Annotated in this window: 16 protein-coding genes; 14 read left to right on the forward strand and 2 right to left on the reverse strand. The window is 37.2% G+C overall.

Features of this window, described 5'->3' with window-relative positions; genetic code table 11:
- Positions 1–43: 43 nt before the first annotated feature.
- The 11 genes from CWD91_RS15115 to CWD91_RS15165 all read left to right on the forward strand — a co-directional run bounded on the left by CWD91_RS15115 (position 44) and on the right by CWD91_RS15165 (position 7,225).
- Positions 44–1,459, forward strand: coding sequence for an exo-alpha-sialidase (locus CWD91_RS15115; protein ID WP_157943807.1), 1,416 nt, complete (start codon positions 44–46; stop codon positions 1,457–1,459).
- A 69-nt stretch (positions 1,460–1,528) separates the two neighbouring features.
- Complete coding sequence (locus CWD91_RS15120) at positions 1,529–1,849, forward strand: PA14 domain-containing protein (RefSeq protein ID WP_262509688.1); 321 nt, start codon at positions 1,529–1,531, stop codon at positions 1,847–1,849.
- A 231-nt stretch (positions 1,850–2,080) separates the two neighbouring features.
- Positions 2,081–2,704, forward strand: coding sequence for an RNA polymerase sigma factor (locus CWD91_RS15125; protein ID WP_103441810.1), 624 nt, complete (start codon positions 2,081–2,083; stop codon positions 2,702–2,704).
- Positions 2,701–2,880 (forward strand): hypothetical protein, encoded by a 180-nt coding sequence (locus CWD91_RS15130; protein WP_103441811.1) that lies wholly within the window; start codon positions 2,701–2,703, stop codon positions 2,878–2,880. Before CWD91_RS15125 ends, CWD91_RS15130 begins: the two co-directional genes overlap by 4 nt.
- Before the next feature lie 262 nt (positions 2,881–3,142).
- Positions 3,143–3,346, forward strand: coding sequence for a hypothetical protein (locus CWD91_RS15135; protein WP_103441988.1), 204 nt, complete (start codon positions 3,143–3,145; stop codon positions 3,344–3,346).
- A 13-nt stretch (positions 3,347–3,359) separates the two neighbouring features.
- The gene (locus CWD91_RS15140; RefSeq protein ID WP_103441812.1) at positions 3,360–4,187 is read left to right on the forward strand and encodes a mechanosensitive ion channel family protein; all 828 of its coding nucleotides are present in this window, start codon (positions 3,360–3,362) and stop codon (positions 4,185–4,187) included.
- 325 nt (positions 4,188–4,512) lie between these two features.
- On the forward strand, positions 4,513–5,337 hold the full coding sequence (locus tag CWD91_RS15145) for a head GIN domain-containing protein (protein ID WP_157943808.1): 825 nt from the start codon (positions 4,513–4,515) through the stop codon (positions 5,335–5,337).
- A 431-nt stretch (positions 5,338–5,768) separates the two neighbouring features.
- Positions 5,769–6,005, forward strand: coding sequence for a hypothetical protein (locus CWD91_RS15150; RefSeq protein ID WP_103441814.1), 237 nt, complete (start codon positions 5,769–5,771; stop codon positions 6,003–6,005).
- 51 nt (positions 6,006–6,056) lie between these two features.
- Entirely contained in the window at positions 6,057–6,266 is a 210-nt protein-coding gene (locus CWD91_RS15155) for a lipopolysaccharide assembly protein LapA domain-containing protein (protein ID WP_103441815.1), read from the forward strand.
- A 3-nt stretch (positions 6,267–6,269) separates the two neighbouring features.
- The gene (locus tag CWD91_RS15160) at positions 6,270–6,713 is read left to right on the forward strand and encodes a hypothetical protein (protein WP_103441816.1); all 444 of its coding nucleotides are present in this window, start codon (positions 6,270–6,272) and stop codon (positions 6,711–6,713) included.
- Positions 6,714–6,808: 95 nt separating this feature from the next.
- Entirely contained in the window at positions 6,809–7,225 is a 417-nt protein-coding gene (locus CWD91_RS15165) for a tellurite resistance TerB family protein (protein WP_103441817.1), read from the forward strand.
- A 200-nt stretch (positions 7,226–7,425) separates the two neighbouring features.
- Here the strand turns inward: CWD91_RS15165 and CWD91_RS15170 are convergent, their stop codons facing one another.
- The gene (locus CWD91_RS15170; protein WP_103441818.1) at positions 7,426–7,653 is read right to left on the reverse strand and encodes a hypothetical protein; all 228 of its coding nucleotides are present in this window, start codon (positions 7,651–7,653) and stop codon (positions 7,426–7,428) included.
- An 877-nt stretch (positions 7,654–8,530) separates the two neighbouring features.
- Positions 8,531–10,525, reverse strand: coding sequence for a YjhG/YagF family D-xylonate dehydratase (locus CWD91_RS15175; RefSeq protein ID WP_103441819.1), 1,995 nt, complete (start codon positions 10,523–10,525; stop codon positions 8,531–8,533).
- Positions 10,526–11,549: 1,024 nt separating this feature from the next.
- On the opposite strand from CWD91_RS15175, the gene CWD91_RS15185 reads away from it, so the two are divergent.
- The 3 genes from CWD91_RS15185 to CWD91_RS15195 all read left to right on the forward strand — a co-directional run bounded on the left by CWD91_RS15185 (position 11,550) and on the right by CWD91_RS15195 (position 13,426).
- Positions 11,550–12,761: a site-specific integrase gene (locus CWD91_RS15185; protein WP_103441821.1), complete on the forward strand. Its 1,212-nt coding sequence runs from the start codon at positions 11,550–11,552 to the stop codon at positions 12,759–12,761.
- Between the two features lie 129 nt (positions 12,762–12,890).
- Positions 12,891–13,160 carry a helix-turn-helix domain-containing protein gene (locus CWD91_RS15190; protein WP_103441822.1) on the forward strand — a complete coding sequence of 90 codons (270 nt, stop codon included), beginning with the start codon at positions 12,891–12,893 and terminating at the stop codon, positions 13,158–13,160.
- A 2-nt stretch (positions 13,161–13,162) separates the two neighbouring features.
- On the forward strand, positions 13,163–13,426 hold the full coding sequence (locus tag CWD91_RS15195) for a hypothetical protein (RefSeq protein ID WP_103441823.1): 264 nt from the start codon (positions 13,163–13,165) through the stop codon (positions 13,424–13,426).
- Positions 13,427–13,517 lie beyond the last annotated feature (91 nt).

A 13,517-nucleotide genomic window follows, 5' to 3' on the forward strand; every position in this document is an offset into this window, starting at 1 on the left:
ATTTCAGACGCTAAAATAGAATTACCCTAGTTTACAAAATAATATGAATTGCACAAACCACAATTACCGCTTCCTTTTTCTGATAATAGCCTTATTTTTCATAGGTTGCAAAACTGCTCCTCAGGAAGATTCCGGCAAAGAAATTACTTTACGCCTAACTCCTTCCTCTGATAATCCTAGGAATAGCGAAGGTGATTTTATCCAGCTTAAAGATGGGCGAATATTGTTTGTTTATACCCATTTTACGGGTGGAGCGGGGGATCATGCCAAAGCTTATCTGGCAGGGAGGTATTCCAGTGATGGCGGCCAAACCTGGACACAGGAAGACCTTAGCATTGTACCCAACGAAGGTAGAATGAATGTGATGTCTGTTTCTCTATTACGGCTAAGCGATGGAAGTTTGGCCCTTTTTTACATTCGAAAAAACTCCGAAACGGATTGTATACCCTATATGCGCATTTCTACCGATGAGGCAAAAACTTGGAGTGAACCGATTAGGTGTATGGAAGACGAAGGATATCATGTTGTAAATAACGACAGATTGCTTCAGTTGCCCAATGGCAGAATCATTTATCCCACGGCACTACACGAGGAGGTTGAATCCAGTATGACTGCCAATGGAAAGATATATTCCTATTTCTCGGATAATCTAGGGAAAAGTTGGTCAAAATCCATGGAGGTACCCAATCCTAATAACGTCGTACTGCAAGAGCCAGGACTAGTGGAATTAGATCATGGAAAAATGATGCTTTTTTGTCGGACAGATGCAGGTGTACAATACTTCTCCTATTCGGAAGATCAGGGGGAAACCTGGTCACCGATCGTAGCGGGAAATATAAAATCGCCACTTTCCCCAGCTTCGATAGAGCGCATTCCAAAAACAGGGGACTTATTGTTGGTCTGGAACAACAACTACGAAAATTCAAGAGACGGTGGCTATCGAACTCCATACAACCTTGCCATATCCAAAGATGAGGGAAAAAGTTGGGAGAAGATAAAGACCATAGAAAGTGACCCTGATGGATGGTATTGCTATACTGCAATAGAATTCCTTGATAATCATGTGCTCTTGGGGCATTGTGCAGGAGATAGAAAGGGTGGGCATGGTTTGGCTACTACGCAAATCACCCGCCTTAGTTTAGATTGGATTTATCAGGAGGCTACCGATAATCCCAAAGTGGTATCTGATCAAAATGGTAACATCCAATTGGCATCCAAGGACGAAACCGCTCAAATATATTATACACTGGATGGCGCGCTGCCCATACCGGAAAATGCATTGCTATATAACGAACCAATTGTCATTGCTAAGAAAGCCTCCTTGCGAATGCAGGCATTTTCTAAGGACAAAACTCCTAGTCAGGTCGTATCCGTTGAAATTGGCACGGACATATTTGCAGAGGCGCAACAACTAACGGAGAAGCCGACACCCGGGCTGCATTATAAATATTACAATTAAGAATTAAGCAAGGCGAGAGGCCTTGAAGAAAAGCAGGAAACATCATCGAGTATAATTCCCCAATTTTCCATAGAAAACAGTGAGCAAACAGAAAATTTCGGTTACGTCTTTGATGGATATATAAGTGTCCCAAAAGATGGATTATTCACCTTCTTCCTTGAATCCAATGATGGAAGTGTGCTATTCTTGAATGATGACGCGCTCATCGACAATGACGGGGCGCACGGAAATTACGAAAAAAAGGGCTCTATTTCTTTAAAAGCAGGAATGCATAAAATTTCGCTCAACTATTTCCAGCAGGGCGGTGGACGTAAATTGACCTTATCCTGGCAAAGTGACGATTTCGAGAAGATGGAAATTCCATCAAATATGCTTTTTCATAGCAATTGATTATTTCAAGATACTGTTTATTGCAGTAATTATTCCATCTAAAGAAGGCATAAAAAAATGGATTGGTTACTGCCAATCCGTTGATTTTTAATAACATAAGTTATCTAACGAGAGGGGGTGCGGTCCCCCTACCTCTGGGTTTATAAATTTAAAAAGTAACATACTACTGAGCTATATAAATTATTATTTTCCTTAATTTTGATTTTTAGGCAAAAATGGCCAACCATACCGATGCAGTTCTTAAAACATATTATTTTAATATTGGTTCGTAAGACCTCAAGTAATAGTCCTGACCACAAGGATCTTTCCGATGAGGAACTGGTAGCCCGTATCGCCAAAAACAATAATTCCCTTTTATTTGGGCTTTTGTACGACCGTTTTAGTAATAAGGTATATAATAAGTGCTGGGCTTTTGTGAAGAATGAGGATGAAGCCAAAGACCTTACTCAAGATATTTTTCTGAAACTCTTTTTAAAACTTTCGAGTTTTAAGGGGCAGTCTAAATTTTCTACATGGCTTTATTCTTTCACCTATAATTTTTGCGTAAATTATGTTAACCGGGATAAGGACAAAAAGATGAGCGATATCTCGGAATCCATAGAGGATCATGATTATTATTTGAGTAATATGGAAGATGTGGATGAACAGGAGCTTTTTAATTTAAAGGCCAGTAAACTGGACCAAGCTTTAGAACTCATAGACCCAGAGGACAAGACCATACTGTTATTAAAATATCAGGACGATGTATCTGTAAAGGAGTTGGGAATACTTTTCGATGCTGGAGAAAGTGCCATAAAAATGAGGTTAAAACGAGCAAAAATAAAGGTTGTAGAAGCACATAATAGTATAAAATGATGGAAAAGAATCCATTTAAGGAGCTGGAAACCCAAGAGGAGGCTCCCAAGGAAATTAAGGAAAAGCTCATGAAAGATGTCGAGGAGTTAAAACTTTTGATGGATATGGGCTCCCTGTTCTCATTTAATTACGCATCCGTCATTGAAAACTTTCTCAAAACCAAAAAAAAGAAATAGAGGTTGAAAGATCGTTGTCTTATCGATAAAGTCATTGACAATTTAATCCGCTGAAATAGCTGCTTTGATTCCACTTTTTGGCTGTTTTTCTAATCGAAGCCTAATCAAACGACTTGGAAAAAAGCGCTTTTTTATACAGAAAAGCGCTTATATCCCCTACGGCTCAAAAAGTTTATGTGACTTTTTAAAATTTTGGTGTCCAAGTAATATAGATTATAAAATTGGTTTAAAATTTTTAAACCTAAATTCAGAGTTGGGAACTATGGAAAGAGAAAATCCTTTTAAAAAATTGGGATATCCGCCAAAAGAGGTCCCAAAGGAACTCAAAGGCAAAGTAATGGAAGACATTGCGCTCCTAAAATTCATTATGGAAAGTGCAAGTCTTTTTTCTGCCAATTATACCCACGCTCTGGAGAGCTTCTTCAAAAAAAGGAAAAAACAAAAGAAGGATACCAATAACCACTAAAAAAATCAAAATTATGGAAACTATTACAACTTGGAAGGACCTAACCATTAATTCCCTCAACGAAATGGGGCTTAGTATAATGAAGGCACTGCCAAATATCCTTGGGGCCATCATTATTCTTATTGTTGGCTGGTTAATTACTAGGTTAATAGTTTTCGTACTAAAAAGGGTATTACGTTTTATCAAGGTTGATAAACTCACAGAAATAATTAATGAAAAGAGCATCTTTGGGAAGACCGATCTAAAATTCAATATCACTACCGTCATCGTCGGATTTGTAAAGTGGATCATGTTCTTAGTCTTTCTTATCGTTGCTGCGGATATTATGGATTGGAAGATCGTATCGGAAGAAATTGGAAATCTATTACGCTACCTTCCTAAATTATTTAGTGCTATTGCCCTTTTCATGGTAGGTCTTTATATTGCCAGTTTTGTTAGAACGGCGATCAAGGGTGTTTTTGATTCTTTTGATCTGAATGGAGGTAAGATCATTAGCAATCTAGTATTTTACATTATTGCCATAATCATCACTATTACTGCTTTGAATCAAGCCGGTATTGATACCGAAATAATCACTAATAACATAACCATTATCCTGGGCGCTTTTTTGGCTGCTATGGCCTTGGCCTTTGGATTGGGTTCACGGGAAATTATTGGAGACATTCTACGCACATTTTATGTCCGTAAAAATTTTGAGATCGGAGACAAGGTAAATATTGCAGGCACTGAAGGTATTATAGTTTCCATAGACAGTATTTGCATGACACTTTCCACAGCAAGTGGTAAAACTGTTTTACCCATAAAATACGTTGCTGAAAATAGAATTGAAATTATCGAGTAACAAAAACCCTTCAGGTTCTAGTGACTGTACACCTAATCCATCTATTATTTGGAGGTTATTCACGTTGCCAAAAGTGATCCTTGATAATTTTTGGGTACTCAATAATGCCAAAGGCCGATAAGCAGAAACGAAATGCACACCGTTTAGCCAAAGGCGACATTATTGGAGCGTATCTATTCTAAATTGAATCCCAATATTATTAAGGAAATATTATATTTTATCAAGTTTTCTATCTTAAAAAGCCAATAATGTGACTTTGTGAGAAAAGGTGTGTCTTAATTTATGTAACATAAAAAATAGTTACACCAACTTAAAATTAGAAATGATGAAAAAGAACATAGTCTTCCTAGTATTGTTATTAACCAGTTTAATGGTGTTTTCTCAGAAAAAACCTAAAATAGATGGTAACAAGGTCGTTGCTGATATCTTTAAAACACTAGAGGATTTCCATGCTATTGAAATTGCGGACAACCTTGAGGTTAATATAACTCAGACCGCTGATAACGGATACCACTTAAAGACCGACGAAAATTTGGTAGATGTAATTAAGTTCGACATTCTGAACGGGGTGCTTAAAATTTATTCGACCTATAACATTAAAAAAAGTAAAGAATTGACTATCGATCTTACTTTTGTTGACATAGATGCGATTACCTTGACCGGGAACGCTTCCATTACCTCCAAAAATAGATTGACATTTACTGATCTAATGTTTACCGCTAACGACAATTCTTCGTATGAAATGGATATGCAAGTGGCGTCATCAACCTTCAATTTAGGTCAAAGTAGTAAAGGGGACATTCAGTTCAAAGGTGACAGAGCTATTATGATATTAAATGATAATGCCTTTCTGAAAGGTGATATCGTTGTAGATCAACTTGATTTAACCGTTAACAATCGTGCGGATATGGATATCACTGGCGACGCCACAGATATGAAACTCACAGCTACTGGATCATCTGATATTAAGGCTAAAAAGTTGAGAGCAACCTATGTGGATCTAAATGCCTCGAATTCCTCTGACATCTATGTCAATGCCGCCAAGGAATTGAAAATCTACACCAAGGGTAAAAGTTATGTGTATATATATGGCAACCCTGAGATAAAGGTTGATGGACTTAACGGTAAATCAAAAATCATCAAGAAATAAACAATCTGGTTAAGCTAACTTAAACTAGACAATATTCGGGTGTCTTTTAAAGCGGAGATACCCGAATATTGTTTTAATATATTATTCAAATTGATGCGACTTATTTTGAATAGTTGTTTCAAACCTACTACCATTGACCTAATCCAGGTTATCTATTGTGGACACAAACAGAAACCTCTTGTCCTAAAACCTTGTATTTATCTTATAATACAAGATAGTAGTACATAAACAGAGTGCTATTAATACTTCCTTGGATTATCTATAATCTCGCACTATGGCATATTGGATTTAAGGTAAATGTTGGAATATGTTGCCATTGATTACAATTTCGGCGAAGGAGGATGAAAACTCAAAATCCATGTTGTAAAAAAAAGTGACCCATACGAGAATTCTGTGTCTAAATTATTAAATAAGTTTAAAACACTATAGCGATGGAAAAATCTGATTTGGAACTAAGGCGAGAGTATTTAAGAAAATTGGTGGACATAAAAAACTCCTGTGAAAGCCTTGTAGAAAAAGTGGGCCACCTACAGGTGGATCTTTTTAATCATCCGGACAAAGAACTGGAAAAGGTGTTGGATAAATTGAACAACGATTTCTCCAACGATCATGCCTATATTACAAAAGCTTGTGAGGCATATGAAAATAAGGTAGCAGGGAATAAATAGTCCTGCTGGTCTTAGAATTATATTTATCTATTACGTATAAACTCAATAATAATGAAATTCAAAACAATTCTGGCCATTCTGTTTGCTGGGGTAATAGTCATCTTTTCCTTGCAGAATGCGGAAATAACCGATGTCAAATTCCTATTTTGGAAGCTTTCCATGTCTAGAGTACTTATAATACTCGGAAGTTTCGGAGTAGGGGTACTTGTAGGAATATTAGTGTCAATGAGGAATAAACTGGTCAACACCAAAAAATACTAAACCATGGCCAAGATTCTAAATGTTGATATGCTCGCTATCCCAAATGTAATTAATGTTGGGGATGATGTAAATGATATAACGGTAGTCACCAGAGTGAAATTTCATCCGTTGGATATCAAACTGGAAATGCCCTATTGTCTACACCTATTCGTATATGATATCCATGGTCATGTAGATGTCCCTTTGGTTCTTCCCAATTGGGACGAAAGCCAGGTATTAGCAGTGGCAATGGACCGTAAGGATGATTTTTTGGGAAAAGAAGTGGTTATGTTAACGGCTTCCGAAGAAGAAATAATCGTTGAGACGCCTATGGCATTGCAATTGGGCCAGTTTAACAGGGAAATGTCATATACCTCCAGAAAAATTAAGGTGTTTGCCACTATGGCACCAATAGTAGGCCGGGCTTCAAGATACTCGGAACTCTTCAGTGCCAGATTATCCTATTGATTTATAAAAAAAACTGGTAAGACGACGGCTAATTTTTTAAATAAGGCCTACCATTAATTAAAGAATAGGTTCAATTGCCAAAAAACAATTAAGTTATGCAAAATAGAACATCCTCTTTGGAACACGAGAACAATTTGGCACATTTTACGGCTATGGTTTACATGGCCCAGGTTGATGGTCAAATTAAAAAGGAAGAGATTGCCTTGTTAAAACTTTTTGCGGATAAAATGGGGCTAGGACTACAGGAATATGAATATATTATTTCAAATCCTTCCAGACCGTCAGTGTCCCCTTCAACATCTACTGGGAGAAGATTAAGACGCATTTTCGATATGTTCAAAATAGTTTTTGCCAATCATAACATGAATGGAAAGGAACGTTTGTTCCTTTATCGCTATGCCCTACAAATAGGTTTCTGTAAGAACAACGCCAGAAAGGTAATTGATAAATCAACAGCTATGTTTACTGGAAATTTTGAATTTGAAGACTATAACGACTTTGTCAAGAGATAATAGTTTTGTAAATAACATGAAATTGGAATGTCTCCAAATAATTAAAGCCCAGACTAGTGGTCCGGGCTTCTATATTTAACTAATTACCGTAGTTAGTCGTCAATATCATTTTCCTCTTCATTGTCCAGCAATTCCAACGCTATAATCGTCATTTGTTTTTTACCCTTTATTATTTCCATGTTATAGGTAATCCTGAACATTTAACGGATATAGACGCTGTTGGAAAGATCAAATTCCTTCAGCACTTTAGGTCTTACAATATTAAATAACATTGCGCCTTGATCCAGGTCATTGGTAAAATAATACCCCTGGGTAGAACTTCCGGTATAGGTAGCCACGGCGATCTTGGTCACGCTTTTTTGCTTTTTTGTCTGAGCAACACCAATACTTACGGTAAATAACATTGCAATTATCAATACATATTTCATTGTTTCATTTTTTAAGGATTTAACTCATGTTATAATTTAGGACACCATTTTTTTTTAAAGTCACTTTATTGGACTACTAAAATGGATATTAAAAGAGGCGGCCTTTCCTTTATGCGAAAATTTTTATTGGTCTGTCCTGTTTTTAGTCTCTTTTGGTAGAGAAATTGGTAATCATAGTAGGTCAGATTTTCCTTTGTACTAGTAATTAAAAGAAATTGGACATAGTTTTCTACAGAGGCTAAGTCCAATTAAGAACAGTAATTCGTCTCATAACCAAGTATTTTTACCAAATTTAACTCCTCCAACAAGCTCTAAAATAAAGGAGTATAGCTTTAAGTCTTTGTAAAATTCTTTGCCTGGTGGGGTAGGGGGATTTTGTTATTAGAGCTGGCACAAAAATTTTCAGATGTACCCTTTCCCTAGGCTCCTTTACAATTAGTTTTCTAAATCGTGTTCACTTATGTGTCCAAAAGCAATGATAGGGCTGGAATTGGGCATAAAAAAACGGATTGGTTACTACCAATCCGTTGATTTTTAAAAACTTAAGTTTTGTTGCGAGAGTGGGCACGATCCCCCGACCATCGGGTTATGAATTCATGCTTATTTTTTAAAATTCCCTATTTACAGGGATTCCCAGATGCTAATTTATAAAAACGTGTTCCAAAACGTGTTCAGTTTTGTGTTTACTACTGTTATTAATAATTTTAAAGCAAATTAGTTGGATTATTGTAGTTAAACTATTGTTTTGGAAACAAAATGTTTCTAGTTAATATTACTACCATTTTTATCTTCAAGAAATACAACGGATTATAGCAAGTCACCATCTCTACGAGGTACGAGCAACTATGCGTCCATACTTATTGTTATGTGCTTTTTCTTATTTCAAAGCATCAATTCCTGCTTTCACAATCTTCAAAATCCGATCAGCATCCTGTACACATCCTTCCCATATACCGCTCTGCGTCGCTGCCCAAATTTTAATATCATTGGGCAATTCTGGATGTGGTCGTAGTTCTGGATGTGGTGATCTGCTTGAAAATAATTGTGCTATGTCGGCTTCACTTAGCTCGGCATTGGGATCATTGTGCGAGGCTATTAGATTTATACTTCCAGTTAGATTATCGCAATCAATTTTGATTTCAATGATATCACCATCTTGAACCTTACTGATAGGTCCTCCTACGAGGGCCTCTGGACCAACATGTCCTATACATGCGCCTGTGGAAACGCCAGAAAAACGGCCATCGGTAATCAGGGCTATTTCTTTTCCAAAGGATAATTGTTTCAGAGCACCCGTGATTTGGAAGGTTTCTTCCATTCCTGTGCCACTTGGCCCTGTACCGATCAATATGATTATATGACCTGGCTTTACCTCTCCATGATTAATTGCCTTAATGGCATTTGCTTCAGAGACAAATACTTTAGCAACTCCTTTTTTATAGTATATACCGTTGTCATCAATCATTTCTGGAGCAATTGCACCGCTTTTGATCAGCGCTCCTTCTGGTGCCAAATTTCCGGTGGGAAAAGTCAAGGTGCTTTTCATGTTGGCCTTCTTTGCTTCTTTAGGAGATAGTATCACTTTGTCAGGATGTGCATCAGGATTAAATGTCTGGAGGTTAAATCGTACTTGTTGACGTCTATTTCTTTTGTTTTCTGCTTCCCAAGAGAACATTTTGCCGCCCTGCTCCCAGACATCCAAATTTTCGCCCAATGTTTTGCCTGTAACGGTGAGACAGTCTTCTTTAAGTAGACCTAATTTTCTCAAATGTAGCATTACTTCTGGTACTCCTCCGGCAGCATATACGTGTGCTGTGGAGTACTTCCCCGCTGGGAGCACATTGACTAATCGTGGCGTTTTTCGGTTAATATTCTCCCATTCTTCTCGAGTAGGCATCGGTAGTCCCGCTGCATGAGCAATAGCAGGGATATGCAGTAAGAGGTTAGTCGATCCGCCAAAAGCTGCATGTACTACCATAGCATTGTATACGGCATCTTGAGTAACGATCCGACTAGTATATATATTGTTTTTAGCGAGATTTACCAGAGCAATGGCTGAATCTTTAGCTAGGGCATACCAAATCTTCCCTCCGGAAGGTGCCAGTGCCGAATGTGGCAATGCCATTCCCAATGCTTCTGCTACGACTTGGGAGGTGGCTGCTGTTCCCAAAAAATGACAACCTCCACCAGGTGTCCCACAAGAAGCACATCCATGGGATTGTGCCTCTTCCAAGGATATTTCTTTATGGGAAACAAGCGATGGTAAAGACTGTACCGAACCCAAATCTTTGATTCCTTTGGCGATTAATGTCACTCCGCCGGGCATGATAATCGTTGGTAGATCAGATTCATTCGCCAATGCCATCATCATCGCAGGTAGGCCTTTGTCACAAGTAGCGATGCCCATTATGCCTTTGCGATTGGGCAAAGAGCGTCTTAGATCTCCTAAAACTGTGGCGGCATGATTACGATAGGCCAATGAATTCATCATGCCTGTAGTGCCTTGAGTACGTCCATCACAAGGATCGGATACTGATACATAATAGGGTTTGGTAAATAGGTTTTTGAAAGCACTTGCAGCAACTTTTGCGGCATCTCCCAATTCGAAATGTCCTGAGTGCATGCCCAGTGCCAGGGTCTCTTCACCGTTCTTTAATCCTCCCGCAGTACTCATTATAAGGAATTCTGATTGATTTACATCTTCTGGATTCCACTTCATCCCGGCATCCTGTATTTTGCCAAAGATGTCACCACTGGGCTTGTTTTCATAGTCTTCCCGTGATATCGGTAGTAGCCCTTTTCTTGGGGTAACTTCTAAAGGGAAAAAAAAGGGACTGTTCTCTTGGAAGTGCTCTTTATCGTTATTGCTCATATTTATTTAAAATTGTGATCCGAAGGCATCTAGTTAATCTATACAGTTACAAGGGAAAATATTTATTTAAAGGATACGTCCTTATCATTTCAAACTGCATCACATTTTCCTACACCAAAAGTAATGGATAGCTTAAGCAACAGGAAAAAAAGAAGCTTAGGAGGTGAGCAATCATCTGTCAAGAACGATTTAATGTATTGTCAATTGCACATAATGGTTTGGGTTAGGATTGGTGCGAGGTGAAAATCGACAAGATTTTCGAACACAGATTAGGCCGAAGCGTTTTGCCCGCCCGTAGCTAACGGTTACGTTCGGGCGGGTTTGGATTTGTTTCTTTGTTTATTTCAAAGCCAAATCAACGAGATTTGGCAACTTAGTAAATATACACAAAACTTTGAAGTTAGAAATCAACCCGAATTAAATTTAGCTGGTGTTGAACACCCTTTTTATTTAGTTTATTTGGTCAATTCCAATTAATGTTTTTCTTTGGAATATATCTATCTTTTGAGTGTCCACCTTCATAATAACCAATTCCAGATTTCGAACAATAAATGATGGTCTCAACCAAAAACCCAACAGAATCAGATAGTTTTTCAGAAAGGTTGCTCTCGCATTCATTATTTTCCAAATAGTCGAGTAGAGAATTCCTGCTTGGATTTTCATAACTCCCCCTTTACACGGCCTCCCAAATGCTAATTTATAAAAATGTCTTCTAAATCGTGTTCACTTTTGTGTCCAAAAGCGATGATTGGGCTGGAATTGGGCATAAAAAAACGGATTGGCAGTAACCAATCCGTTGATTTTTAAAAACTTAAGTTCTGTAGCGAGAGGGGGGCACGATCCCCCGACCTCCGGGTTATGAACTTTGACAAACCTGTATTGATATGGTTCTATATGGCTTATAATCAGCAGTTTATTGATGAGTTGTGAAATTATGAAATGTTGTAAAACCAAGTAAAAACATCAAATGTTGTACCTATGTTGTACCTAGATTTTGTATCTTGAAGTATCGAACTTCAAAATAATGGCAACAATACAGGCAGTTTTAAGGAGGAAACCAAACAAAGCGGGATTATTCCCTATCGCGATTCGTGTAACCATAGATAGAAAATCATCATTCTTGTTTACTGGACAATATATTGACGAGAAATTCTGGGATAGTAAATTCGACAGAGTAAGAAAATCACATCCGAACTCAAGCCGTTTAAATAAGTTGGTTGCAAAGAAACTATCAGAAGCAAATGACAGACTTATTGATAGTGATGGGGAAGGTAACGACCAATCTGCCAAGAAGATAAAAAATAAAATACTTGGTAAGTCCAAGGTAGATTTTTTTCTAGCCAGTGAATTATTTCTTGGGAACATACTAAGACGTAAAAAATTCGATCAACATTACAATCAAGAAAAGAGATTGAATATATTCAAAGATTTTTTGGGGCGCAAGGAGTTGCCGTTTATCGATTTGGATGTTAGTTTGTTAAGGCGGTTTGAAGCCTATCTACTTTATGAGCGAAAGTTAGCTCCAAGAACAGCTATTAATTATCTTATGCTAATTAGAACAGTCTATAATTTGGCACGAAAAGAATATCATGTGGACGATAGCAACTATCCATTTGGAAAAGGAAAAATTCAGATAAAATTCCCTGAAAGTGAGAAAATCGGATTGAATAAGGAAGAGATCATATTGCTTGAAACAGCAAGAGACTTGACAGTGGCTCAACAAAATACAGTTAATACGTGGCTAACAAGTTTTTATTTTGCAGGTATAAGGGTCGGTGATATTTTGAAATTGAAATGTTCGGATTTTAAAGATGATAGGCTTTATTATCGGATGGGGAAAAACCAAAAAATAGTTTCCCTAGCAGTGCCTGAGAAGGCAAAAAAATTACTATACCTTTATACGTCGGTTCAACAGCATAAAAATGATTTAGTTTTTCCTTATTTAAAAGGTACTAATTTAAATGACCAAAAGCAAGTGGTAACTCGGGTAAAGACGATAACTAGAAACTTAAATAGGCGACTGGAAATGGTAGCCGAAAAACTTGGTATTGAAAAGAAACTCAGTATGCACATTGCACGGCACAGCTTCGGTAATATTTCAGGCGATAAAATTCCAATTCAAATGCTTCAGAAATTATATCGGCATTCTTCTATTACAACCACCGTCAATTATCAGTCAAATTTCATGCACAAAGAAACGGATGATGCTTTAGAGAAGGTTCTAAACTTTGATTGAGATATTACCGTTTGACCATTCGATTGAAACTTAAACCTAATTAATTGGTAAAGAATGGACATAAGTCGTATATTATAGGATTAAAAATCAGGAAGATGACCATACATTTAACTTTTAATATTTAATCCGATGCAGGTGGTATGTCTACAAGAAGAAGCTTTTTATGCTTTATTTGATAAGGTGGTAGAGCATTTAGAATCTAAGCGCAGAGATAAGCCGGCTAAATGGATTGATGGTGAAGAAGCAATGTTATTGCTAAATATAAAATCTACAACCACTTTGCAGAAATTAAGGGATGAAGGAAAGATTAGATTTTCTCAACCGCAAAGGAAAATAATTCTCTATGATCGGGATTCAATTAACGAATATATTGAAAGGTATGCTCGTGAAACTTTTTAATTATGGAAGAAAATCTAAAAGTTGATAAGGATTACATAGAAGCATTCAATCTTGGCTATGAATTGGCTAAAGAATTGAAGTTAAGGACTCCAATGTTTAAAAACATTGAATCGGGTAATAGTCGCATGCAAGCTATGCAAACAGGAATGGAAGAATATAGTAAGGAAATTACGATAAATAAAAATCTTTCTTTAGATGGTAGCAAAATTATTCCCAAGAAACATAAAAATGGAGATAAAGAAAATGGGAATGAACTATCCATTTAAGTGGTATTGTAAAATGTTAGTCCATTAAAAGACACCATCCTGTTAACTGTGTAAGTTGAACAAACTAAGGTTTGACTTTTATTTAAAGTCT

The sequence above is a fragment of the Arenibacter hampyeongensis genome (genome assembly GCF_002909255.1).
In the GTDB taxonomy this organism is placed as follows: domain Bacteria; phylum Bacteroidota; class Bacteroidia; order Flavobacteriales; family Flavobacteriaceae; genus Arenibacter; species Arenibacter hampyeongensis.